The following is a 25,285-nucleotide window of genomic DNA, read 5'->3' as shown; positions in this document are numbered from 1 at the left end:
GCTAACCCAAGATAGAAACCGAGTCGGGAAATAAATTTTTTAAGAAGAATTTTCCAAAACCCAAGCTTGACGCTTTTTCCATTGGCGAAGTATAATAAGCAGGTGAAAAAATAAGTTATTATAAAAAAAGAAAGACGCAAAAATCTGCGTCAAGGAGGAGTATGAAAAGAAGAAAGACCAAAATTATCTGTACCCTGGGGCCTGCTTCCGAGTCGGAGCAGATGATTCGGGAACTGATGCTGGCCGGAATGAATGTGGCAAGACTGAACTTTTCCCACGGAACCCATGAGGAGCAAAAGGGAAAAATTGAACTGGTGAAAAAGGTACGGGAGGAATTAAAGCTTCCTGTTGCGCTGCTTTTGGACACGAAGGGTCCTGAGATTCGTACCCGGGATGTGGAGGGTGGCAGGATAGAACTGAAGAAAGGTCAGAGCTTTGTGCTGACTACGGAAGAGATTCTGGGAAATGAAGGCAGGGTATCTATTACCTATCCGGATCTGGTAAAGGACGTAAAGCCGGGGAACGCCATCCTCATTGATGACGGCCTGATTGAGCTTGAGGTAAATCAGGTAACGGAAAAGGATATCTATTGTACCGTGAAAAACGGCGGCTTTGTCTCCAACAAAAAGGGAATCAATGTGCCGGGAGTCAGCTTAAATATGCCCTTTATCAGCGAAAAGGACTATGATGATATTGTATTTGGAATTGAGGAGGGCTTTGATTTTATTGCGGCCTCCTTTACCAGAAGCGGGGATGATATTCTGAAGATCCGCAAGATTCTGGAGGAGCGGAGCTGTCATCATATTAAAATTATTGCCAAGATAGAAAATCTTCAGGGCGTGGAAAATATTGACGAGATTCTTCGGGTATCCGATGGCATTATGATTGCCAGAGGCGATATGGGTGTGGAGATTCCCTTAGAAGAGGTGCCGGTGATCCAGAAAAAGCTGATTTTAAAGAGCCTGGAGATTGGCAAGCCGGTAATTACGGCAACCCAGATGCTGGATTCTATGATGAAGAACCCCCGGCCCACCCGGGCGGAGACCAGCGATGTGTCCAATGCCATTTATCAGGGAACGGGAGCCATTATGCTTTCCGGTGAGACGGCTTCAGGCCAGTATCCGGTGGAGGCGGTAAAGACCATGGATCGGATTGCCGTCCGCACGGAGGAGGATATTGATTACGATTACCGCTTCAAACGGCGGAGTATTATGGATAAGCCGGATATTACCAATGCCGTATCCCATGCCACCTGCACCACGGCTGCGGATCTGAAAGCTTCGGCTATTATCACTGTGTCAAAATCAGGAAGAACCGTGGGAATGATTTCCCGTTACCGTCCAAGCTGCACCATTATCGGCTGTTGCATGGATGACTACGTGTGCCGTCAGTTGAATCTGTATTGGGGAGTGGAGCCTTTGCTTCTGGAACGGGAGGACAATGCGGAAACGCTGTTTAACCGTGCGGTGGAGGCTGCGGAGCATGCGGGCCTGGTTATGAGAGGGGACCTGACTGTGCTGACGGCAGGAGTGCCCCTTGGCATTACGGGAACCACCAATCTGATTAAGGTACAGGTGGCAGGCCGGATTCTCGTTACCGGACAGGGGATCACAAGGAAAAAGGTATGTGGTCCGCTCTGTGTGGCAAGAGATGCGGAGGAATTAAAGAAAAATTACCATGCCGGAGATATTATTGTGGTGTCGGAGACTACCAACGAGATGATGCCGGAGCTTAAGACCGCCCTTGCGCTGGTGACCGAACAGGAGGGCAGCAATTCCCATGGAGCCATTGTGGGGCTGACTTTGGATATTCCGGTGATCGCGGGTGCAAAGCAGGCAGTGGATATTTTGAAAAATGGAGCCGTAGTCACAGTGGATGCAGAGACCGGGGCTGTGTCTGGCAGCCATTAGAGCAAATAAAGATGTACAAGTGAATACAGCAATTTGTCAGTCAGATCGGAAACAAATGACAAATATATGTTTACCATTAAAAATTGTGCCAAAGAAGAGGGATGGCCGACAGATTGCGGAGTTTAGAATAGGAGAAAATTCATGGCGGAAATGACACCCATGATGCAGCAGTACCTAAAGACAAAGGAGCAGTACAAGGACTGTATCTTATTTTATCGCCTGGGCGATTTTTACGAAATGTTTTTTGACGATGCGCTCACCGTGTCGAAGGAGTTGGAACTGACCCTCACCGGAAAGAGCTGCGGCCTTGAGGAACGCGCACCTATGTGCGGCGTTCCTTATCATGCTGTGGAGGGATATCTGAACCGTCTGGTATCCAAGGGCTATAAGGTAGCCATCTGTGAGCAGGTGGAGGATCCAAAGACGGCCAAGGGCCTGGTAGCCCGGGATGTGGTGCGGATCGTAACCCCAGGCACCAACCTGAATACGGCGGACGAGACGAAAAACAATTACCTTATGTGCATCGTCTACCTTTCCGACCGCTATGGTATCTCCACAGCAGATATCACCACCGGGGACTATTTTGTCACTGAGGTGGATTCCGAGCGGAAGCTTTTAGACGAGATCAACAAATTTACCCCTTCGGAAATTGTGTGCAACGAGGCGTTTACCATGAGCGGTGCGGACTTGGACGACCTTAAGTTCCGCCTGAACATCGCTTTGTACCCATTGGAGGCTTGGTATTTTGACGATGAGCTGTGCAGGCGCACGCTTCTGGATCACTTTGGAGTGTCGGATCTTGCAGGGCTGGGCTTAAGGGACTTAAGCTGCGGCACCATTGCGGCTGGAACCCTTCTCAAATATCTCTACGAAACCCAGAAGAATTCCCTGTCCCACATGACGCGCCTGCAGCCCTACACCATCGGAAAATACATGATTATCGACAGCTCCAGCCGCAGAAACCTGGAGCTGGTGGAAACCTTAAGGGAAAAGCAGAAGAGGGGTTCCCTCCTGTGGGTTCTTGACAAAACCAAGACGGCCATGGGAGCCAGAACCCTGCGTACTATGGTGGAACAGCCTCTGATTGACCGGGGAGAGATTGAGAGCCGCCATGAGGCCATTGCGGAGCTGAATGCCCATGTGATTACCAGGGAGGAGCTTCGGGAGTATCTGAATCCCATCTACGATCTGGAGCGCCTCATCGGCCGCATCAGCTACCAGACGGCAAATCCCAGAGATTTGACGGCATTTTGCTCATCTCTGGAAATGCTGCCTCATATTAAAACACTGATGGAGGATTTTCAGTCTCCGCTTCTTCGGACTCTCTGGGAAGAGCTGGATGAGCTGTCGGATCTTCAGGCGCTGATAGCCCGGACGATCCGGGAGGATCCGCCTATTTCTGTCCGGGACGGCGATATTATTCGGGACGGCTGTAATGAGGATGTGGATCGCTATCGAAAGGCCAAGACCGAGGGAAAGAGCTGGCTTGCAAAGGTGGAGGCCGATGAGCGTGAGAAAACCGGCATCAAGAACCTGAAAATTAAGTTCAACAAGGTATTCGGTTATTATCTGGAGGTAACCAATTCCTACAAAAATATGGTGCCGGATTACTATATGCGCAAGCAGACCCTGACCAATGCGGAGCGTTACATTACGCCGGAGCTTAAGGAGCTGGAGGATACCATTCTGGGAGCAGAGGAAAAGCTCATGGCTCTGGAATACAACTTGTTTGTAGAGCTTCGGGAGACTATTGCCGCTGAGGTGCTGCGGATTCAGAAGGCGGCCAAAGCCGTAGCTCTTATTGATGTATTTGCTTCCCTGGCATTTGTGGCGGAGCGCAATGGTTTTGTGCGTCCCAAGATGAATGAGAAAGGAATTATCGATATTAAGGGCGGCCGCCATCCGGTGGTGGAAAAAATGATTGAAAATGATATGTTCATTCCCAATGATACATTCCTTGATAATGGCGGCAACAGGATTTCCATTATCACAGGCCCCAATATGGCCGGAAAGTCCACCTATATGCGTCAGACAGCTCTCATTGTGCTGATGGCCCAGGTGGGCAGCTTTGTGCCGGCGGACAGTGCGAAGATTGGGATTGTAGATCGGATCTTCACCCGGGTGGGGGCTTCGGATGATCTGGCTTCCGGGCAGAGTACCTTTATGGTGGAAATGACGGAGGTTGCCAATATTTTGCGGAATGCCACAGGAAGCAGCCTGTTGATTCTGGATGAAATCGGCCGGGGAACCAGTACCTTTGACGGACTGGCCATTGCCTGGGCGGTGATTGAATATATCAGCAATCCCCGTATTTTGGGGGCGAAGACCTTGTTCGCCACTCATTATCATGAGCTGACGGAGCTGGAGGGCTCCTTGGCCGGCGTGAATAATTACTGCATTGCCGTGAAGGAAAAGGGTGATGATATTGTATTTTTGCGGAAGATTATTAAGGGCGGGGCGGATAAGAGCTACGGGATACAGGTGGCTAAGCTGGCTGGAGTGCCCGATCCGGTGATTGCCCGGGCAAAGGAGCTGGTGGAGGATCTGGTTCAGGCGGACATTTCCCTAAAGCCCAAAGCGGCTCCTGTAGAAATGGAGATGGAGCAGATATCCCTTTTTGATACGGTGAAGGATGATGATATCATCACGGAGCTTCGGGAGATGGATTTGAGTAATATGACGCCTTTGGATGCGCTCAATACGATGTATCGGCTGCAGAATAAGATTAAGAATCGGTGGTAGGGCATTAATAAATTTAGTAAGCAGAAGCTTGAAAAGACAATGATATGGCAGGAAGCGAGAAAATACGTATATGGGAAAAATAGCAGTACTGGATCAGCAGACCATTGATAAAATTGCAGCAGGCGAGGTGATTGAGAGGCCATCCTCCGTGGTAAAGGAGCTTGTGGAAAATGCCATCGATGCAGGCGCTACTGCTGTGGCCGTGGAGATTCGGGACGGAGGGATCTCTTTTCTTAGGGTTACGGACAATGGCAGCGGCATTGAGAGGGAGCAGGTAGCAACCGCATTTCTGCGCCATGCCACCAGCAAAATAAAGAGGGTGGAGGATCTGTTTCAGGTATCCTCTCTGGGCTTTCGGGGGGAGGCTCTTTCAAGTATAGCTGCCATTGCCATGGTGGAGCTGATTACCAAGACACGGGAGGCGGACGCAGGCATCCGCTACTGTATAGAGGGCGGCGTGGAGAAGAAGCTTGAGGAAACGGCGGCACCGGAGGGGACCACCTTTCTTGTCCGCAGTCTTTTTTACAACACGCCGGCCCGGAGGAAATTTCTCAAAACACCTATGACTGAGGCAGGTTATATCAGCGATCTCATGGAGCGAATGGCCCTGTCTCATCCGGAGGTTTCCTTTCAGTTTATCAATAACGGTCAGACCAAGCTTCATACCTCCGGCAATCACAATCTAAAGGATGTGATTTATCATATCTACGGCAGAGATGTGGCGGCTAATCTGGCGGAGATAGATGAAGCTCAGGGAAAGGTGCGGATCACGGGCTATATTGGAAAACCGGTGATTTCCAGAGGAAACCGGGGGTATGAGACGTATTTTATCAATGGAAGATACATTAAAAGCTCCCTCATCGCCAAAGGAATCGAGGATGCGTACCGAACCTTTATGATGCAGCATAAATACCCCTTTACAGTGCTTCATATTGCCATGGATGGGGAAATGTTGGACGTAAATGTTCACCCGACTAAGATGGAGCTGCGCTTTTCCAATCAGGAGGAATTGTACCGCCTGATTCAAAAAACGGTCCGAGATGGGCTGAATCAGCATGAGCTGATTCCGGAGGTAAAGCTTTCACAAGATGAATCCAAAGAGAAGAACAATGCCTTAAAAGAAAAGGAAAATGCAGCATCAGGGCGAACGGAGGCGCCAAAGTGGCTGAAACAGCACAGTACAGCCGGGCAGACGGTAAACAGGCCGTCCGGAGGACAAATATCTGATAATAAAGAAGACATAGGAATTTCGGTACAAAACAGTAAGCAGCCCAAGGCACCCCAGGAACGGAATCTGGAATATTTTCTTACTCAGATGCGGCAGCGTGTAACAAAAGAATTTCAGGAGAAGGAAGAACAGAAGGCAGCAAAGGCAGAGGAAAATCAGAAAATTTATTCCAATGCAGAATTGGAGCAGCTAACGGGAGCCGGAGTGCTTCGGGAACGAGACAGCTATGGAGCGGCAGCTACAGCTACGCCTGCAGGAACCGAAGCTTCTTCCAAAATAGTTCCAGGGACAGTCAGGACGGAAGACAGAGTATCCCATGCAGAGCTTTCGCAGCAAAGTAACCCTCAGGCGGTTTTATCTGAGGAACGGAACGGCAAAAAGCGTAAAGAGCAGCAGAGGGAACCGGAACCGGAGCAGTTAGAGTTATTTGACCACAAGCTCTTAAATCCGGAAACCAAGTCTGAAATCAATATTATCGGCCAGCTCTTTGAGACCTACTGGCTGGTACAGTTTGAAGATAAATTTTATATGATTGATCAGCATGCGGCTCATGAAAAAGTTCTTTATGAGCGAACGGTAAAAAGCCTTGAAAACAAGGAAATAACCTCCCAGATGGTGAGCCCCCCGCTGATTCTGACCCTGACCATGCAGGAGGCGGGCAGATTAAACGAATATCTGCATTATTTTACGGAAATGGGCTTTGAGATTGAGCCATTCGGGGGAAAGGAGTTTGCACTCAGTGCAGTCCCGGGCAATCTCTTTGGAATTGCGGAAAGAGAACTCTTCTTAGAGCTTCTTGACAGCCTGGAGAGCGTAGGCGGCAAGGATTCCACACTTGTAATGGAAAAAATTGCATCTATGTCCTGCAAAGCAGCGGTAAAGGGCAGCCAGCGTCTAAGCACGGCGGAAGCAAAAGCCCTCATTGAAGAGCTGCTTCGTTTGGAAAATCCTTATAACTGCCCTCATGGACGGCCGACCATCATTTCCATGACAAAGCAGGAGATTGAGAAAAAGTTTAAGAGGATTGTGTAAATGAAAAAGAAAAAGACCAGTACCAACTGTGAATGCTGCGGAAATTACGTGTATGATGATGACTATGGTTATTACGTATGCGAAATGGATCTGGATGAGGATGAGATGCGGTTGTTTATTCAGGGTGAGTTTAAGAGCTGTCCCTATTTCCAGTATGGGGATGAATATCGGATTGTGCGGCATCAGATGTAAAAAGCTCGAATTTGATTCTTTTGGAAGAAATTATGAACAAGAAAGAGGGTATTAACCCATGATTTATATTACGGGTGACTGCCATGGAGATTTTCGGCGGTTTAATAGGGAATGTTTTCCGGAACAAAAAGAAATGAACCGGGAGGATACGGTTATTATTCTGGGTGATTTCGGAGGTGTCTGGGATTACAGAGGTGAGAGCAGCAACGAAAGGTACTGGCTGGATTGGTTGGAGAAAAAGCCTTATACCACTATTTTTGTAGACGGCAATCATGAGAACCATGTCCGGTTGGCGGAATATCCCGTAAGAGAGTGGAAAGGCGGTCTTGTCCATGAGATCCGCCCTCACGTGCTGCACCTTATGCGTGGGGAGGTTTTTCTTTTGGAGGGCTTAAAGATCTTTGCCTTTGGGGGCGCTTCTTCCCACGATATCCGGGATGGAATTCTAGATCCGGTGGGGGATGCCAGGCTTATTAAGAAATGGAGCCGTATGCCTTTTAAGATGTTTCGGGTGAATGGCGTTTCCTGGTGGAAGGAGGAGCTGCCCTCAGAGGAAGAGATGCGCCGGGGAAAAGAAAATCTTAAGAAGCACGACAATCAGGTGGATTATATCATCTCTCATTCCCCAAGCGCCAGCGTTGCAGCCATGATGGGCCTCGGAACACAGAAGCAGGATGTTTTGACCGAATATCTGGAGGAAATCCGGCAGAGTATTCAGTATAGGCGACATTTTTGCGGGCATCTGCACATGGATCGGCAGGTGAATGAAAAGGATATCCTGCTGTATGAGCAGATTGTGCGGATAGCCTGACGCTACATTTCCCTCTGATACTTATCCATATAGCACCAGTCCAACAGGTACACAAGGACAAAGACCCCAATGAGGGCGAGGGTGATCCATAAGGGGCCGCTTACAAGAAAGTTCAGCCAGCCGATCCCTATGATCACCCAGCGGGTGATGTCGCTGGTTCTGGCTTTGGCCCGGTTGCGGATCTGAACGTTGCGCTCATCCTGCTGCTCAATCTTTTCCAGGCGGACAACTTCGGGAAACTCTTTTTCATAGGAAAGGCGGTACAGCCCATTGATGCACAGGGCGAAGAGCGCAGAGCCGATTCCGATGCAGATGCCGCTTATCATTTTTAGGTGTTCTGCTCCTGCAAATATTCCAATAAAATCCAATATCAAAGCGGCTGTTATGCCAAGGATCAAAAATATTTTTTTCTTCTTTGGATTCATACTTTATCCTCCTCCTCATAAATAAAAATTTCTTCAATGGTCATGTGAAAGTAGCGGGCAATCTTAAAAGCAAGCAGAATAGACGGATTATAACGTCCATTTTCCAACGATCCGATGGTCTGTCTGGAGACTTCCAGCGAGCCAGCCAGTTCTTCTTGGGTAACGCCTCGCTCCTTTCGGATTTCTTCCAAGCGGTTTTTCAAAACAGTTCCTCCTTATGGAAAGTATACTTTACATTATCAGAATATAACATCTGCCATGAAATGTCAAGCAAACTTTCCATAAACATAAAAGTGGTGCTTACTGCAGCATTAAAGGAATGCACAGTAAAGCTGTACTTTACTGTGAACACTGTGGGGGTTCATAGTAAACCCACATGCACCCCATTGGCGCACCACCATAAATGAAAGTCGGTAGTGGTGCATGGTGCATCCCTGAATTTAGTTTTCTGCTACGCAGAAAAGGATCTTTCATAGTAACAGTTACACAGAAGTCTGCAATTTTTGTGCAAAATTGCCTTTGAAATTTTGGAAAATTAATTTTATAATAAATAAGAACGTGTTGCAGAACTGCGTAAATCCAGTTATTTTCAACACGTTTTTTGTTTTGGAAAAATGGTTTTATGCAGCAAAAGCATCCGCAAATATCATTGTGGCGGGAAGAACTGTCAGATTCAATAATTTTTATTCAGCGCATAGCCTATGGCGTAAATCCAGCAGCCGGGGTTATACGCTATTTTTTTAGGAAATACCCTACGGGTATCCCTTTATGCACAAAAAACATGTGCAAATTTAGGAGCAACGGATATGGAAACAGAAAATAATTCTTTTTTAATGGAGGAACCACTGGGAAAGCTGATGGGGAAATACGCCATTCCCTGCATTATTTCTCTTCTTGTAGGAGCGCTGTACAATATTGTTGACCAAATTTTCATTGCCAATGCCGTATACCTGGGCTCCTATGGAAATGCTGCCAATACGGTAGTATTTCCTCTGACGGTCATTGCGCTGGCCATAGCAGTAATGGCAGGTGACGGCTGCTGCGCCTTTGTAAGCCTGAGTCTTGGCAGAAATAAGCCTGAGGATGCAAGTAAAAGTATGGGAAATTCGATCCTGCTTACTATACTTTTCAGCCTGATTTTGTGTGTGATTTATCTTATGTTCAGCAGTCAGATTATTGCAATGTTCGGCGGTACGGTAAATGAGGAGACATTTTATCACTCAAAGGAATATTTCTTTTGGATCTCCCTGGGCATTCCCTTCTATATGTTTGGGCAGGCTATGAATCCGGTGATTCGTGCTGATGGAAGTCCCCAATTTGCAATGATGTCAACTCTTATGGGAGCTGGTCTAAATAAAAGAGTAAAAGACTTGTTTACAAAGCTTTTGACAGCAGAGGCTTGTGTGGGTGTCGTTGCCCTCATTATTGTTGAGCTTTTCCCAAGACAGCTTATCGGTATCTTTGGAGCGGCAAATGAAAGCGTTTTATAGACAGCTAAACGACAAAAGTGAAGAGAAATGGCTCAAAGCAAAAAGAGCTGTGTGACTGAGAAGGTAAAGGAACTGAAAATTTTTTATATATAAATTTGCCTATAAGAAAGGAAGGTGCGAAAGCATCAAGGACAGATGCCGCACCTTCCCTGATTGGAGGACTACAAATATTTGCAATCCGAATATAGAAAGTAAAACACAATGAGAGAAAGAAACTGGGAAACCGTGGGTTGTTTCTGGAGACTTTCAGAAGATAAATCAGACAGAACCTTTGAATGGCTGTCCCAGGAAATTCGGGCCACTGTGCGGATATTGCGTTCCACGCTTCCGGCTGATGTCTGAAAATATTTTGCCACATCCGGATAGATGGATTTGGTAACGGAGATCAGCCGTTCCGGTTCTTTCATGCAAAGGGCCACGGCATAAGCAGCCTGATAAAATCCAAGATAATTTGGAGTAATACCGAGAAGCAGAAAAAAACGGTAGATTTCAGAGAAGTTCTGTTCAGAACTAAGATTCATTTGTAGCGTCATGATACACCCTCCTTTCTTTATACTTTAATCCCAAAACCAGCAAAATGAAAGGAAAATGAAACGACTTTTCCGAATGAAAATAGATACTTTGCGCTATTCTAATACATTTAAAAGAATAAAAGGAGAGCTGACGACACAATCCGATAGGAAAGGACAAGCGGCACTAAGGGAAGCTTACAGATAAAAAGCCGGTTCCTTTCCCTCTGGCCAGCACTGGTAGCTATTGATGCGAGGTGCCTCAAAGTCCAAAAGAGGAATGGAAATCAGGGATTGATTTTCAAGATAGGGCTTTACGAGACTGGAGGGAAGAAAGCTGCAGCCGATCCCTTCACAAAGATAAGCAGCTAGTTTCGTACTGTTGTCAATTTCAAAAGGAAACTGATAAAAGGGCGGAAAAAGCTCCCGGATAAACTGACCTACTTCCTGAAGGGCAAAATTACAGAAAAGGTAATTGAGCTTGGGAAGGTCTGCTTTGGAGATCCCTTTTTGATAATGGTTATGGGCTTGTGATGTAACTAAAAGAAGTTCGTCTGTCCGGAATTTTTGACAGCAGAAGCCTGGTTTCTGAAGGGGCTGATAAGTAAAGGACAGATCCAAAAGGCCGTCCTGAAGCATCTGCAGAAGATTTACTGAGTGGCTGATGGTTACATTCATTGCATAACCTGCATCTTCCTTTAACATCTGAGTCAGCAGAGGGGCCAGGTGGCATTCATAGATGGTGTTGGTGGTTCCAAGGCGCAGGGAAGCACGGGAAAAAGCCTGGGAATTCATTTCCCGGATGGACATTTCCTCCAGATCAATAATACGTCTTGCATATTCCTGAAACAGAAGGCCTTCCCGAGTGAGGGAAAGCTTCTTTTTATTTCGAATAAAGAGCTTGCGTCCTACCTCTTTTTCCAGTTCCGCAATCCGGTTGGTGACAGTAGACTGGGCGATGTAGAGAAGGCCGGCGGTTTGGGTGAAATTTTTCACATCTGCAAGGGTGAGAAAAGTTCTTAGGTTTTGCGTATCCATAATGTATTCTGCTTTCATATTAGAAACGTCTGTCAATGGGATACAAAATAATTCGAAAAACAAATTATAATAATCAAAATTATTCGCTATACAAATGATAAACTTTGCGGTTATAATAGTCAAGAGAAATTGAGCATTCTTTTGCAATTGCCATATACATTGGGTTTGTTATGATGGCAGCAATGTTTTTATGAAAATTAAGATAGAAGGAGTTTATACAGATGAAGAAAGAACCATTTGTGACATTGGAACAATTAGACGAGATTATCAGGACCTATCCTACCCCCTTTTATCTCTATGATGAGAAGGGTATTCGGGAAAATGCCAGGGCTTTGAAGGAGGCATTTGCCTGGAATCCGGGATATAAGGAATATTTTGCAGTGAAGGCAACCCCCAATCCCTATCTGATTAATATTCTGCGTGATTACGGCTGCGGTTGCGACTGTTCTTCCATGACAGAGCTGATGCTGTCGGAATCCATCGGCGTGAGGGGTGAGGATATTATGTTTTCCTCCAACGACACCCCGGCAGAGGAATTTGCATATGCGGCTAAGCTGGGAGCGGTGATCAATCTGGATGACTATACCCACATTGATTTTTTGGAGAAAACCATCGGCTATATTCCGGAAACCATTAGCTGCCGTTACAATCCCGGCGGTGTATTCCAGATCAGCAATGACATTATGGACAACCCGGGAGATTCCAAATACGGCATGACAAAGGAGCAGCTTTTTGAAGCGTACAAGGTGCTTATGAAGAAAGGGGCCAGGCGGTTTGGCATTCATGCATTTTTGGCAAGCAACACGGTGACCAATGAGTATTATCCCATGCTGGCCAAGGTTCTCTTTGAACTGGCGGTGGAACTGAAAAAGGAGACGGGGGCGGATATCCGCTTTATCAACCTTTCCGGCGGCATCGGAATTCCGTACCGCCCGGATCAGGAGGCAAATGATATTCGTGTGATTGGCCAGGGTGTCCGCAAGGTCTATGAGGAGGTTCTGGTTCCTGCCGGCATGGGAAATGTAGCGCTCTACACAGAGCTTGGACGGTTTATGATGGGGCCTTATGGCTGCCTGGTGACAAAGGCCATTCACGAGAAGCATACTCATAAGGAGTATATTGGCTGTGATGCCTGTGCGGTGAATCTGATGCGTCCGGCCATGTATGGGGCGTATCATCATATTACGGTTATGGGAAAAGAAAATGAGCCATTGGATCATGTGTATGATGTGACAGGCTCCCTTTGCGAAAACAATGATAAATTTGCCATTGACAGGGAACTGCCAGGGATTGATAAGGGAGATCTGCTGGTGATTCATGACACAGGCGCACATGGATTTGCCATGGGCTATAATTACAATGGAAAGCTGAAATCCGCAGAGCTGCTCTTAAAGGAAGACGGCAGTGTGCAGCTTATTCGCAGGGCAGAAACGCCGAAGGATTATTTTGCAACCTTTGACTGCTTTGATATTTTGAAGGATTTAGTGTAAGGAGGTCCCTATGAAAGAAAGAATACTGGGAAGGACCGGATTAAAGGTAGGAGAGATCGGAATGGGCTGCGAGGGCTTTGTGGATCAGCCCTACGAGACTGTAAAGGCGTATATAGATCGCATGGAGGAAGCCGGCGTGAATTGTATAGACCTGTACACGCCCAACCCGGAATTTCGCTCCAATCTGGGAAAAGCTCTTAAAGGGCGCAGAGAGAAGTTTGTGCTTCAGGCGCATCTGTGTACCGTATGGAAGGATGGTCAGTACAAGCGCACCCGGAAGCTTTCGGAGGTAAAGGAAGGCTTTGCGGATCAGCTTCGCCGCCTTGAGACGGATCATGTGGAGATCGGTATGATCCACTATGTAGATTCCATGGAAGACTGGGAGACGGTAAAAAATGGCGATGTAATCAAATACGCTTTGGAATTGAAGGAAAAAGGAACCATCGGCTGCATCGGTATGTCCAGCCATAACCCGGAGGCGGCCCTTGCAGCAGTACACAGCGGTCTTGTAGATGTGCTTATGTTCAGCGTGAACCCCTGCTATGACCTGCTCCCGGCCAATGAGGATGTGGAGTCTCTGTGGGATGAGAAAAATTATGAGAAGCCTTTGGTAAATATGGATCCCAAGCGGCAGGAGCTCTATGAGGTCTGTCAGAGAGAAGGGGTAGGCATTACCGTTATGAAGGCATTTGGAGGCGGTGATCTCTTAAGCGCCGAGCTTTCCCCGGCAGGAAAGGCATTGACAGCTTTCCAGTGCATCCACTATGCCCTGACTCGTCCGGCAGTGGCCTGTGTTATGTCAGGAGCCAGATCCATGGAAGATCTGGAGACCAGTATTGCCTATGAGACAGCAGGAGCAGAGGAAAAGGACTATGCGGCAGCTTTTGCTTCCATGCCGAAGATAAGCTGGCAGGGCCATTGCATGTATTGCGGCCACTGCGCCCCCTGTTCCAAGGGAATTGATGTGGCTTCTGTAACAAAGTTCCTGAATCTTGCCAAGGCACAGGGCAGTGTGCCGGAAACGGTACGGGAGCATTATGGTATTCTTGAGCACAAGGCATCAGAGTGTATTGCCTGCAAAGCCTGCGAGAAACGGTGTCCCTTCGGTGTGCCGATTGTTGAGAATATGCGTCAGGCATCGGAGATATTTGGAGCTTAGTATCGAAATCTCAGCTTTTGCATCTGGAAGCTTGGCCGCAGAGAGAAAAATCTGTGGTCAGGCTTCTTTTTGTGAGAAAAATGCTTTTGACAGCCACATATAGGTGCAGAGAATTTTTTACTGCATAAAATAGAAAAAAGAATGTGCATTACACAGAACAGGAAGAGAGATGAGAGACATCATGGCAAATATGCTTGACTATATAGCATGGAGAGGTGATCTGCCTTTTTCCCAGTCCCCTGTTTCGCCCGTAGACGGTCTGATCTTAAGTACCCTCTCCTACATACAGTTTGACAATATGTTGTCAAATAATCCTCATGAGGCGATCACGCTTTCAGAGCTGTCCCAGATGTTCCTGGAGCTTTCGGAGGAAGCTGTGAAAAGCCGGCTGCGAACGCCCAAGGATGCAGAGCTTATACAGGCATTAGGAGAAAGCAGGCGCTTTGGCTCCCTGCGTTTGACAGCGGCTGAGGAGCTGCTGGATGAGGAAAAGGAGCTTCAGTTTGCGGCCATTACCCTTCTATTGGAGGATGGAAGCGCTTTTGTGGTCTTTCGAGGAACAGACGGAACCCTTACAGGTTGGAAAGAGGATCTGAACTTAAGCTTTTTGGATGAGATTCCCGGCCAGAGGGCAGCCAGAGATTATTTGGAAAAGATTGCCGGGATTTACCCGGGAAGGCTCTATGCGGCCGGCCATTCCAAGGGCGGCAATCTGGCAGTCTATGCCGCCATTCGATGCGAGGACCATATAAGAGACCGCATACAGGCCGTATATAATTATGATGGTCCCGGTTTTCTAAAGAAGGTACTGGCAGATCCGGGATACCGGGAGATCCTGAGCCGAGTACATACTTTTGTCCCCCAGTCTTCTGTGGTAGGGATGCTGCTGGAGCATGAGGAACCTTATACGGTTGTTCACAGCACAGAGGAAGGGCTTCTTCAGCATGAGCCTTACTCCTGGGAGGTACAGGGCAGTGGTTTTGCAGAGCTTCGCAAGGTAACGGCGGGCAGCCGAATGGTGGATGAAACCATCAAAGACTGGCTTGCAGGCTTATCGGCAGAAGAGCGGAAGACCTTCATAGATGCCCTGTATGAAGTGCTGAAGGACTCGGATGTGAAGCATATAGGGGAGCTTGCAGAACCAAAGAAGATCTATGCTGCTCTGCAAAAGCTTGGACAGGAGGATGTAAAGACAAAGGTGATGCTTGCAGGCGTTCTGATAAAGCTTATAAAATCTATAGGGGAGAATTTTTCCCAGATTTAAAGAAGTGTCCGGTTTTTATACACGAAAAGAAAATTGACGGTTTTATCCCGATATAAAATTTTTTACAATATGTCACAGATTTGGCTTAAAGGGATGGATGACGTCATGGCAAAACGAAAGATAACAGGGATTTGCCTGCTTTTAGGTTTACTGATGCTTGCTGGCTGGATTCAGATGGTGAAGGCGTGCGAACCCTATCAGGAACAGGAGATTGCATTTTCGTTAAAGGATAGTTTTTACAGCGAGGATCAGGAGCTTATCCTGTCCACTCTTTTGGATGCTGATATATATTATACTATGGATGGGAGCCTGCCCGCCGAGGGGGCCATGCGCTATGAAGAACCTATAAAACTTACGGCAGGAGAGGAGCTTAAGGCAGTTCCAATCCGGGCCGTAGCCTGTTATGAAGGCGGAGAGTCATCTCCGATCTATACGAAAACATATTTTCTGGGGAAGCAGGCAGAGGAGAGATTTTCTACAAAGATTGTATCCATTACAGGCGATCCGGAGGATTTCTATGATTATGACAGAGGGATTCTGGTACCGGGAAGAATCCGGGATGCGTATGCCATGGCCAATCCGGATGAAGATTTTACCGATACTGCCCCGGCCAATTATAACTTGAGGGGCATGGAGTCTGAGCGGCCTATATATGCGGAAATCTGGGACGCTGACGGAACATGTCTTGTCTCCCAGAACATGGGTATGCGTGTTCACGGGGGAACCTCAAGAGGAAATGACATGAAATCCCTCCGCCTGATTGCACGAAAAGACTATGGGGAAAAACGCATCTCTCAAGAATTATTTTTAAATAACAGCAGTGACTGGACAGGAAATCCAATCACAGAGTATAAGCAGGTGATTCTGCGCAATCATGGCAATGATCATGAGAAGGCTTATCTTCGCAACGAACTGGGTCAGCGGCTTGCCAGAGATGCAGGTTTTTTGGATACACAGGAGTTCTGTGCCGCATCGGTTTGGCTGAATGGACAGTACTATGGATTTGAGTGGATGGAAGAAAGCTATGATGATGTCTATTTCCAAACTCATTACGGAACGAAGAATGATGAGGGAAGCTGGCAGGTGCTTGCACCCCATCGGGGAAGCGCCAATATTTATACGGAGGACGAAGCAGAGGCCCAGGCTGCGTGGGATTTTAATATTGCTTATGGATATCTGCTCCGAGATCTGACAGATGACAGTATTTTTGCAGAATTGGAACAGCAGTTGGACATTGATAACTTTCTTCAATACTGTGCCATTGAAATCTACCTTTCCAACCCCGACTGGCCCAACAACAACTGCAAAGCTTACCGCTGGTATGCCAATGGAAGAAATTATAACGGACCGTACCTGGATGGCCGGTGGAGGTTTCTTTTATACGATCTGGACGTAGGAATGGCAAGGACTGGCTCATCTATGGCGGACAATCCAACCCTTGGAGAGGTCTTGAGGGAAGAAGAGAGCAATTGGGATCGGGAAGAGCCCCTTTTACGGGCGCTTCTTCAGCGGGAGGATATGCGGAAGCGCTTTACAGAGATTATGGAAAATATGATGGAGGGTGCCTTTTCCTATGAGCATGCCTGTCAGGTGATAGATGAGATACAGCAGGAAATGGAAGGTGAGCTGGAATATCAGATAAGCCTGATAGCAGAAAAAAAAGCACAGGAGTTTGCAGGTGCAGAAGAAGCCAGCCAGTATCAAAAGTCAGTGTATGAGGAAGAAATAGAGAAAATAAAAGAGTTTTTCCGCCTGCGGCCAGAAGTTATGCAAAAGGAGCTTATGAGACTTTCGTCCCCTTCGCCCGAATAAGGGATAAGAGGGAGGTCTCCAGGGTTTGGGAAATACGCTCCTGAATTTCCTCATGACTTTTGGGATGGAGCTCCGTAAGGAAATCCTTTAAAATGCCGGAAAGGGCGCCGGCGTAAAATTGGCAGAGAAACTGATGAAAGTCCGGTTCCAGATAATATCGTTCCTGCTTTTCCAACATGGAAATAATGGAAGAAAGCAGATAAATGAAATCTTCACGAAGAAACTCCCTCAGCCCGTCGTAGCCCAGAGAATCATAAATGGAATTTAAAAATTGCCTGTTGGCATCAATATAGTTGAGGATATATAAAATAATCTCCTTAAAATCTCCGTGCAAATCGCAATTTTCAAAAATGATTGAGGCTTCCTGGTCCAAAATCCATTTTAAAAGTGCATAGATGTCTTCAAAGTGATAATAAAAGGTTTTTCTGTTTACACCACAGTCCAGGCAGATTTCGCTTACAGTAATTTTGGAAAAACTTTTTTCTCTCATGAATTTTCTAAGAGATCCGGCAAGCAGGCGTTTCGTATTCAGGCTGGTCACTTCGTACTGCATAGTATCTCTCCTTTTTCATTTATTATACGGTTCTATTTTTAGATTTCAATGGTTAAATCAAAACATTTGACCATCAAGTTATCAAAAAAATATGGCAGTCAGGGAGCGTGTGTGATATACTTGGCTTGCTCGTAAAAGGAGCAGGGGCGCAGGGACAGGAGGAGAAAAGTATGAAGAACACGATTTATTTGATCGGTTTCATGGGAACAGGAAAATCAACCATTGCAGGATATTTGAAGCAGAACCATGGGCGTCAGATTATAGAGATGGATCAGGTTATTGAAGAGCGTGAGAAAATGACGATTTCCCGGATATTTGAGGAAAAGGGCGAGGAATATTTCCGCAGTCTGGAGACGGAGCTTTTAAAGGAGCTTCATGGAAGGACGGGGCTGGTGGTTTCCTGCGGAGGCGGAACCCCTCTTCGGGCCAGTAATGTGGACATTATGCATAAGGGAGGCTGGGTGGTTTTTCTGACAGCCACGCCGGAGACGGTGTATGAACGGGTAAAGAACAGCCATAACCGTCCATTGCTTGAGAAGGACAAGAATATTTCCTTTATTGCGTCCCTCATGGGTGAACGTCAGGAGCGCTATGAGGCTGCTGCGGATATTGTAATTACTACAGACGGACGGAGCGCTGAGGAAATCTGTCAGGAGATAATAAGGAAAATTGAAGAAAAAATGGCTCTAATTGATTAAAATATTGGCAGAATTAGGTATGGACAAATGACCGATAAAAAGAGTATCATAAAAAAGGCGGTGTAAATCCCAAAAGAACAGCCGGGGGATGGTAAGAGGGAATCCCCTGTGAGGAGGATATTAGTTTGAGAAAAAAATCACATATTTCTTTGGCAAAATATATTGTAGAAGATATGCATGTGCCGGAGCTGGAGGCACATCGAAATGCTTTTTATCTGGGAAGCATTCTTCCGGACTGCAAGCCTTCATTTATTACCAGACGGCATGAATTTGGAGAAACTTTTGACCTTGTAACGGAACAAATCCGCAGATTGTCAAACAAGGATGGACAGGAGCGGGCGAATCCCAGAGCTTTTATGCGGCATCTGGGGGAAGTGATTCATTATGTGGCGGATTATTTTACATTTCCTCACAACAGTACCTATGACGGGAACTTTAAAGATCATTGTTACTATGAGAAGGAGTTGAAGTTTCAGCTTCGGGAGTATGTGAAAAGCGGCGAGGCATTTCGGGAGCGAATTGAGGCATGGCGCTTTACGACAGCAGAGGCTGTGGTGAACTTCATCCGGAATGCTCATAAGGAGTATCTGAGCCGGAAGCGCAATGTGCAGGAGGACTGCCGTTACATTGTGCGGATCTGCCATCAGGTAGTGCAGGCGATATTAAGCCTGGCAGGCTGTAAGGCGGAAGTCAGACTGCATGCGGCATAAAATAGGGAAAAGAAAGACCGTTGGAAGGAGCACAGGGTTCCGTTTCAACGGTCTTTTTGTAAATAGGATTTTGCTATTTCAGCATAGAGGAAGGAACATATCCTTTCATCAGGGTTCCGTCCTGTGTGAAGGAAATCTTAGTCCATTTTTCTCCGTCTTCCCCAGTAACGGTCTTCAGGATTGTAACCTTTGTGCCATTCTGCAGGGTGGCACGGATATCGGCATAAGGGGAGGCGTAAGTGCGCACCTGAGCAACAGCCGGCGTGTTGGTGTTGGCGCTGCCTCCGCTGGAAGAACCGCTGCTATTGCTTCCTGTTGCGGCCCCGATAGTCACCAGATCACTTCGAATATAACCCTTAAGAGCGGTACCGTTATAGGTATAAGAGATCTCATACCATTTCCGTCCGTCATCCCCTGTGGTTTCCGAGAGGATCGTAACATTGGTTCCGCTGCTGAGCTTGGAACGAATGTCTCCGCGGGTGGAAGCATAAGTGCGGATATTTGCCACAGCCGGTTTTACCGCAGCGGACTGATTGGAGATTCCGGCTGAAGAATTGCCGGAACTGCCGGTTCCCGGGTTGTTCTGAGTGAGCAGGTCAGAGCGGACATAGCCTTTTAAAGAGCTGCCGTTCTCCTTGTAGGAGATTTTATACCAGAGGGCTTTGTCGGCTCCGGTTTCAGAGGAAACTAAAGTGACTTCAGTGCCCCTTGAAAGCCTTGAACGAATATCTCCGTTGGTGGAAGCATAGGTGCGGATCAGGGCAGTGTCCACATTGATATACCGAACGCCGGATACATCCGTGGTATTGGAGCTGCTGCCGCCGGGGTTGGTTTCAACCAGCAGATCTCCGCGCATAAAGCCTTTCATAGTAGTTCCGTTTTTGGTAAAGGAAACTTCGTACCAGGTCCTTTTGTCATCACTTCCGGTGGTAGATGAGAGAACAGTAACGGCTGTTCCCCGTTCCAGACGAGAGCGAATATCACCATTGGTAGAAGCGTAGGTACGGACAAGAGCCACAGCGGGCTTTACATAACGGGTAGAACCGGAACTGGCTGCTGCATTCGCAGAAGTACTGCCGGAGGAACTGCCGGGAACACTTCCGGATACCGTTACCAGATCGGCCCGCACATAACCCTCCTTTGCATCTCCGTTGTAGGCAAAGTATACATTGTACCATTTCAGTCCGTCATCTCCTGTGGTGTCGGAAATAATGGTTACTTTTGTGCCCTGGGTCAGCTTGCACACGATTGAGGAACTGGTGGAAGCGGAGGAACGGACATTTAAGATACGGTTTTTAACCGTTCCTGTAGCCCGGGCTGCCTGGGAATGAAGCTGCGGTCCTAACGGTGTTAAAAATAGTGAAAGCACCAGCAGTACGGAAAATAAGATGCTTGTCCGTCTGCGCATGGATTTGTTTGACATAAAATACCCCCCTGTTATACACATTAAAATAATAAAATATCATTGATATGCAAAGATATTATTTCCAGTATAATCAGCCTTGTTCCAAAAAGCAAGAAACAGAGGGCAGTATTAAGAAAATCTTCAGAATTATGTTAACAGAGTAAGGCCGGAAATGTCGGAATCTATTACCAGAGAATAGTTGGTATAGTAAACCACGAAGCCAGGCTTAGCGCTTCCCGGCTTTTTCACATGCTTTTTTTCCACATAATCAATCTCGACCTTTTCATTGCCGCGGCTTTTGGAATAGTAGGCAGCCAGACGGCCGGCTTCCTCAAAGGCCCGGTCAGGTACCTCTTTTCCTTCGCTCTTCAGGATTACATGAGAGCCTGCCGTGCCCTTGGCGTGAAACCACCAGTCATTGCCGGAGGCGAACTTGAAGGTCAGTTCATCATTCTGCAGGTTGTTTTTTCCCACATAAATGTGAAAGCCGTCGCTGGAGAGGTAGTGGAAGGGCCTGGAGGTGATCTTCGGCTTTTTATCCAGACTTCTCCTTTTGCGGATGTAGCCGGATTCCATCAGTTCTTCCCGGATCTGTACCAGATCTTCTTCTGAAAGGGCAATGTCCAACGCCTGACTGATGGATTCCAGATGCGCAACCTCTTTTCCCGTTTCTGCAAGGAGTTCTGTGACGGCCTCATAGGTTCGTTTCAGCTTTCCGTATTTATCAAAATATTTTTTTGCATTCTCCTGAGGGGTCAGTTGGGAATCCAGGGGAATGGTGACGGTTTCATTGGTATAGTAATTTAAGGCATCCAAAGACCGGGCGCCTTCCTCCAGATTATAGCCGTAGGCATGGAGCAGTTCTCCGTAGATCTTGTATTTCTCCCGTTTTTCTGTGTCTTTAAGCTGTCGTGCCTGAAGATCGTACTTTTTGCGGCTTCGCTCCAGAGCAGTCTGTACGATTCTGCGAAGATCCGAAGACTTCTGACGGATTCGGGTGATGGTATTTTTAGAGGCGTAGTAGGTTTCAAGAAGATTGGAAATACTGGAAAAGGACCGGGCTTCCAAATCATCATATATGGTAAGGGGCAGGGCAGAAAATTCTACGGGTTCCTTACCCTGGTAGAAGATCCTGGGTGCAAACAGTTCCCCTTTGATATCCGTAAGGAGCCGCAGGAGCTGGTGAAGCAGCATTTCCTGCTGGTTCTTTGTCAGTTCCGACGGGGGCCGATGGGAATCCAGAGAGGAGCGATGGCAGAGCTCTTCTGCCATAACCGGGGAAAATCCGGTCAGCGTGGTGTAGACAGCCTTCCCAAGAGGCAGGGGCTTCCTTAAGATTGCCTGAAGCATTGTGTTCCCGTCAAAAGTCATGGGATCTAGTTTTTCCTGAGTGACCGGGATAAAATAGGTTCTTCCCGGAAGCACTTCCCGAACAGAGCTGACCGCAGAGGATACATGCTTGATGCTGTCAAGGATCATACCGTCCTCCCGGCAGAAGATGAGATTGCTGTGTTTTCCCATCAGTTCCACAATGAGAAGCTTGCGGCAGAGATCTCCAAGCTCATTTAAGTGTTCGATTTCAAATTGCAAAATCCGCTCCAGAGAAGGCTGAGTGACGCTGATGATCCTTCCGCCCCCTAAGTGCTTGCGCAGAAGCATGCAGAAACCCGGCGCTGTCATGGGACCGGGCTTGTTGCTGTCAGTCAGATAAAGAAGCGGCAGGCTTGCAGAGGCTGAGATCAGCAGCCGATACTGGTTTTTATTATTTTTTATGGTAAGAAGCAGTTCGTCCGCTTCCGGCTGGGCGATCTTGGTGATCCGCCCTCCGGTGAGCGCCTTGGAGAGCTCGGTGCGAAGACTTGCAACTGTGATTCCGTCAAATGCCATGTGTTCCTCCTGATTCTGCCGCACTTATTCTGTGCGGCTGTTGCAATGAAAATTCCTACTATAAAACCATCCACAGTATAGCATGAAAGACGGCAGGTTGCTATAAATTCTTTCCTGATTTTCTTTTTATGTTGTATTCGGATGTGTCAGATGATATGATTATACCAGCAGTTTTGGCAAAGGCCAGAACATGAGTTTTGTATTTAGGTATAAAGATTTTAAAGGGGGAGAGGGCATATGCTGAAAGAAAAAATGGAACAGTCAGGAATCAGAAAGGCTCTGCAGGAACTGGGATATGACTATGAGGCGATTTTCGGAAATCTGACGCCGGAGCAGGAGCGAATCTACGCATCCTATTCCTGGCAGAAGGTTATCTGCATGAAGGATGGGATTCGTGCCCATTATGTAATTCATGGAGTTCCCTCAGAGGAACTTTTGGAAAGTTATCCATGGGAGGAGTGGTTTTTCCAGTTTAATGAGCCCCATCATCATGTACTCTTTACAAAAAAGCAGGATTGCTGCGATAAAGAAATTTTTATTTCCCAAGACGATCAGGAGCATCCGAAAGAAATATGCGGAAGAACCTGGTATTATTATGAGGACGGCAGCAGCGATCCATATTTGCACAGAAGTAAGAAGTGATGTAACTATTCACTACAGGTTGAAGCAGGGTCTGACCCAGCGAAGCGAGGTCATTTGCTGCTGAGACCGTAAGAATATGATTCAGGAGTGCAAAATCCTATCGCCACAGGCGATTTTAGATGGATTTTGCATCGTAACTGTGAAGGTACTGAACAGTTAGGAAGTAATTATAAATAAAACAGGATCAAGATCTTAGAGATAAGACCTTGGCCCTGTTTTGTATTGGAACCATAACAGAAGGTTTGAGAGCATTCGCTGGGAGGTGCGGCTTATGAAAGATGCGGCAGGACAGGTTTATTCTTTTACAGCAAAGGAAGCGGCAGATTTTCTTCCTAAGCGTCCATGGGACGGCCACAAGGGTACCTTTGGAAAGGTGTGTATTGTGGGCGGCAGTGTGGGACTTACGGGCGCTCCGGTTTTTGCAGCAGGGGCAGCAGCGCGGACGGGAAGCGGCCTGGTATTTGCGGGGGTGCCCGGTGAGATTTATCCGATTACGGCGGCTATGTGCTTAGAAGCAATGGTGTTTCCTATGCCGGATCGGGAAGGAAAGCTTTCGGCGGAGGCTTTTTTTCAGATCCTGGAGCGCATGAACGGCTGTGACGCAGGAGCAATTGGGCCGGGGCTGGGGCGCAGCCAGGAGCTTGTAATTCTGGTTCGGCGGCTTTTAGAGCAGGTGAAGGCGCCGCTTGTGTTAGATGCAGATGCCCTCTACGCCATTCGAAATCACAAGGAGGTTTTAAAAGCCCGGCATGAAAAGGGATGGGTAACGATTCTGATGCCCCATGAAGGAGAATTTGCCTATCTTGGCGGGAAATTATCCAGAGAAACAGATGAGGTCCCAAGAAAGAAGCTTAGGGAAATACGGATGCAGGAGAGAATACAGGCAGCAAAGGCATTTGCCGGTGAATATGGATGCACCCTGGTACTGAAAGGACCGGATACTGTGACAGCTGATCCTGATGGGAGCGTGTTTGTCAATACCACCGGGAACAACGGCATGGCCAAAGGGGGAAGCGGTGATGTTCTAAGCGGAATGGTACTTTCCCTGTTGGGACAGGGCTTGGAGCCGGTGAAGGCAGCGGCGCTGGCCGTGTGGCTTCATGGATATGCAGGGGATCTTTGCAGGAAAGAGCTTGGGGAGTTTGGGATGCTGCCAAGGGATATGGTAGAAAAGATTCCAAAGGCAATTCTTTTTTTGCAGAATATGACTTAGACGAATGCCTATACGAACAGCAAGAAAGTCTTGTTGATTTTGAAAATATATGATATGGTAAGAAATGTGTGAAAAGACGGGAATGATGAGGTGAGAAGCTTTGAAATGGAATAAATACACCTTGAAAACAACAACAGAAGCAGAGGATATCATCAGCAGCATGATGATGGAGGCTGGTATTGAAGGAATCGAGATTGAAGACAAGATTCCTCTTTCAGAGCGGGATAAGGAGCAGATGTTTGTGGATATTCTTCCGGATATGCCAAAGGATGACGGTGTGGCTTACATCAGCTTTTATCTGGAACCGGAGATGGATCAGGAGGCGGTGCTTTCCAAGGTGAGGGAAGGGCTTAAGGAGATACAGACCTGGGGCCTGTCCATTGGTGAGGGAACCGTCACGGCATCTGAGACAGAGGATAAGGATTGGATTAATAATTGGAAGGAATACTTTCACCAGTTTTATGTGGATGATATTCTGATTAAGCCTTCTTGGGAAGAGACGAAACCGGAGGATCAGGACAAGCTGCTGATCCAGATTGATCCGGGGACAGCCTTTGGTACCGGCATGCATGAGACTACTCAGCTGTGCATCCGTCAGATACGTAAATATTTGACTAAGGAAACGAAGCTTCTGGATGTAGGTACGGGAAGCGGTATTTTGTCTATTATCAGCTTGAAGCTGGGAGCAAAGCAGGCCAAAGGCACAGACCTGGATCCCTGCGCTGTAGATGCAGTAAAAGAGAACCTGGAAGTTAACAATATAGAACCAGGTTCCTTTGAGCTTCGAATAGGAAATATTATTGATGACAGGGATGTTGAGGACTGGGCCGGCTATGAGTGCTATGACATTGTAGTGGCAAATATTCTGGCAGAGGTTTTGGTTCCCCTGACGCCTGTAGTTTTGAAGCATCTAAAGCCAGGCGGCATTTATATCACATCAGGTATCATTGATGATAAGGAAGAGCTGGTAGTGAATACGGTAAAGAATTGCGGCTTTGAAGTACTGGAGGTTACTTATCAGGGCGAATGGGTTTCGGTTACAGCCAGGAGGCCTTTTAAGAACAGGAGAAATTGA

At 47.2% G+C, this 25,285-nt stretch carries 22 protein-coding genes; 15 read left to right on the top strand and 7 right to left on the bottom strand.

Annotated elements, in window-relative coordinates:
* Positions 1-161: 161 nt before the first annotated feature.
* The 5 genes from pyk (at position 162) to VSQ61_RS00635 (ending at position 7,915) form a co-directional block, all read left to right on the top strand.
* Positions 162-1,910, top strand: coding sequence for a pyruvate kinase (gene pyk, locus VSQ61_RS00655; RefSeq protein WP_334342496.1), 1,749 nt, complete (start codon positions 162-164; stop codon positions 1,908-1,910).
* 141 nt (positions 1,911-2,051) lie between these two features.
* Complete coding sequence (mutS, locus tag VSQ61_RS00650; protein WP_334342495.1) at positions 2,052-4,652, top strand: DNA mismatch repair protein MutS; 2,601 nt, start codon at positions 2,052-2,054, stop codon at positions 4,650-4,652.
* Between the two features lie 70 nt (positions 4,653-4,722).
* A complete protein-coding gene (mutL, locus tag VSQ61_RS00645; protein WP_334342494.1) occupies positions 4,723-6,912 on the top strand; it encodes a DNA mismatch repair endonuclease MutL in 2,190 nt (729 codons plus the stop codon).
* A complete protein-coding gene (locus tag VSQ61_RS00640; protein WP_334342493.1) occupies positions 6,913-7,104 on the top strand; it encodes a DUF6472 family protein in 192 nt (63 codons plus the stop codon).
* 58 nt (positions 7,105-7,162) lie between these two features.
* Complete coding sequence (locus tag VSQ61_RS00635; RefSeq protein ID WP_334342492.1) at positions 7,163-7,915, top strand: metallophosphoesterase family protein; 753 nt, start codon at positions 7,163-7,165, stop codon at positions 7,913-7,915.
* 2 nt (positions 7,916-7,917) lie between these two features.
* Here the strand turns inward: VSQ61_RS00635 and VSQ61_RS00630 are convergent, their stop codons facing one another.
* Positions 7,918-8,340 carry a hypothetical protein gene (locus VSQ61_RS00630; protein WP_334342491.1) on the bottom strand — a complete coding sequence of 141 codons (423 nt, stop codon included), beginning with the start codon at positions 8,338-8,340 and terminating at the stop codon, positions 7,918-7,920.
* Positions 8,337-8,543, bottom strand: coding sequence for a helix-turn-helix transcriptional regulator (locus VSQ61_RS00625; RefSeq protein ID WP_334342490.1), 207 nt, complete (start codon positions 8,541-8,543; stop codon positions 8,337-8,339). Before VSQ61_RS00625 ends, VSQ61_RS00630 begins: the two co-directional genes overlap by 4 nt.
* 603 nt (positions 8,544-9,146) lie before the next feature.
* Between VSQ61_RS00625 and VSQ61_RS00620 the strand changes: the two genes are divergently transcribed.
* Positions 9,147-9,830 (top strand): MATE family efflux transporter, encoded by a 684-nt coding sequence (locus VSQ61_RS00620; RefSeq protein WP_334342489.1) that lies wholly within the window; start codon positions 9,147-9,149, stop codon positions 9,828-9,830.
* Positions 9,831-9,991: 161 nt separating this feature from the next.
* On the opposite strand, the gene VSQ61_RS00615 is transcribed toward VSQ61_RS00620, so the two are convergent.
* Together VSQ61_RS00615 and VSQ61_RS00610 are read right to left on the bottom strand one after the other, a co-directional pair.
* Entirely contained in the window at positions 9,992-10,363 is a 372-nt protein-coding gene (locus tag VSQ61_RS00615; RefSeq protein WP_334342488.1) for a sporulation initiation factor Spo0A C-terminal domain-containing protein, read from the bottom strand.
* A 174-nt stretch (positions 10,364-10,537) separates the two neighbouring features.
* A complete protein-coding gene (locus VSQ61_RS00610; protein WP_334342487.1) occupies positions 10,538-11,377 on the bottom strand; it encodes a LysR family transcriptional regulator in 840 nt (279 codons plus the stop codon).
* Between the two features lie 221 nt (positions 11,378-11,598).
* On the opposite strand from VSQ61_RS00610, the gene VSQ61_RS00605 reads away from it, so the two are divergent.
* From VSQ61_RS00605 to VSQ61_RS00590, 4 genes are all read left to right on the top strand, one after another.
* Positions 11,599-12,867, top strand: a complete 1,269-nt coding sequence (locus VSQ61_RS00605) for a diaminopimelate decarboxylase (RefSeq protein ID WP_334342486.1) — start codon at positions 11,599-11,601, stop codon at positions 12,865-12,867.
* A gap of 10 nt (positions 12,868-12,877) precedes the next feature.
* On the top strand, positions 12,878-14,026 hold the full coding sequence (locus VSQ61_RS00600) for an aldo/keto reductase (RefSeq protein WP_334342485.1): 1,149 nt from the start codon (positions 12,878-12,880) through the stop codon (positions 14,024-14,026).
* Positions 14,027-14,195: 169 nt separating this feature from the next.
* Positions 14,196-15,290, top strand: coding sequence for a DUF2974 domain-containing protein (locus VSQ61_RS00595; RefSeq protein WP_334342484.1), 1,095 nt, complete (start codon positions 14,196-14,198; stop codon positions 15,288-15,290).
* Between the two features lie 105 nt (positions 15,291-15,395).
* Entirely contained in the window at positions 15,396-17,102 is a 1,707-nt protein-coding gene (locus VSQ61_RS00590; protein WP_334342483.1) for a CotH kinase family protein, read from the top strand.
* Here VSQ61_RS00590 and VSQ61_RS00585 read toward each other — a convergent pair.
* A complete protein-coding gene (locus VSQ61_RS00585) occupies positions 17,071-17,655 on the bottom strand; it encodes a TetR/AcrR family transcriptional regulator C-terminal domain-containing protein (RefSeq protein ID WP_334342482.1) in 585 nt (194 codons plus the stop codon). The two genes, VSQ61_RS00590 and VSQ61_RS00585, sit on opposite strands and share 32 nt — an antisense overlap.
* A gap of 170 nt (positions 17,656-17,825) precedes the next feature.
* On the opposite strand from VSQ61_RS00585, the gene VSQ61_RS00580 reads away from it, so the two are divergent.
* Complete coding sequence (locus VSQ61_RS00580; RefSeq protein ID WP_334342481.1) at positions 17,826-18,353, top strand: shikimate kinase; 528 nt, start codon at positions 17,826-17,828, stop codon at positions 18,351-18,353.
* Between the two features lie 125 nt (positions 18,354-18,478).
* Positions 18,479-19,063 (top strand): zinc dependent phospholipase C family protein, encoded by a 585-nt coding sequence (locus VSQ61_RS00575; RefSeq protein ID WP_334342480.1) that lies wholly within the window; start codon positions 18,479-18,481, stop codon positions 19,061-19,063.
* 73 nt (positions 19,064-19,136) lie between these two features.
* Here the strand turns inward: VSQ61_RS00575 and VSQ61_RS00570 are convergent, their stop codons facing one another.
* Positions 19,137-20,486, bottom strand: a complete 1,350-nt coding sequence (locus tag VSQ61_RS00570; RefSeq protein WP_334342479.1) for an SH3 domain-containing protein — start codon at positions 20,484-20,486, stop codon at positions 19,137-19,139.
* 129 nt (positions 20,487-20,615) lie between these two features.
* On the bottom strand, positions 20,616-22,355 hold the full coding sequence (locus VSQ61_RS00565; protein WP_334342478.1) for an Rqc2 family fibronectin-binding protein: 1,740 nt from the start codon (positions 22,353-22,355) through the stop codon (positions 20,616-20,618).
* Between the two features lie 237 nt (positions 22,356-22,592).
* Between VSQ61_RS00565 and VSQ61_RS00560 the strand changes: the two genes are divergently transcribed.
* The 3 genes from VSQ61_RS00560 (at position 22,593) to prmA (ending at position 25,285) form a co-directional block, all read left to right on the top strand.
* On the top strand, positions 22,593-22,997 hold the full coding sequence (locus VSQ61_RS00560) for a hypothetical protein (protein WP_334342477.1): 405 nt from the start codon (positions 22,593-22,595) through the stop codon (positions 22,995-22,997).
* Between the two features lie 271 nt (positions 22,998-23,268).
* Positions 23,269-24,210: an NAD(P)H-hydrate dehydratase gene (locus tag VSQ61_RS00555; RefSeq protein ID WP_334342476.1), complete on the top strand. Its 942-nt coding sequence runs from the start codon at positions 23,269-23,271 to the stop codon at positions 24,208-24,210.
* 100 nt (positions 24,211-24,310) lie between these two features.
* Positions 24,311-25,285 (top strand): 50S ribosomal protein L11 methyltransferase, encoded by a 975-nt coding sequence (prmA, locus tag VSQ61_RS00550; protein ID WP_334342475.1) that lies wholly within the window; start codon positions 24,311-24,313, stop codon positions 25,283-25,285.

Origin of the sequence: Candidatus Merdisoma sp. JLR.KK006 (assembly GCF_036941035.1) — a bacterium.
Lineage (GTDB): Bacteria > Bacillota > Clostridia > Lachnospirales > Lachnospiraceae > Laedolimicola.
This window is presented reverse-complemented; position numbering and strand designations above follow the sequence as displayed.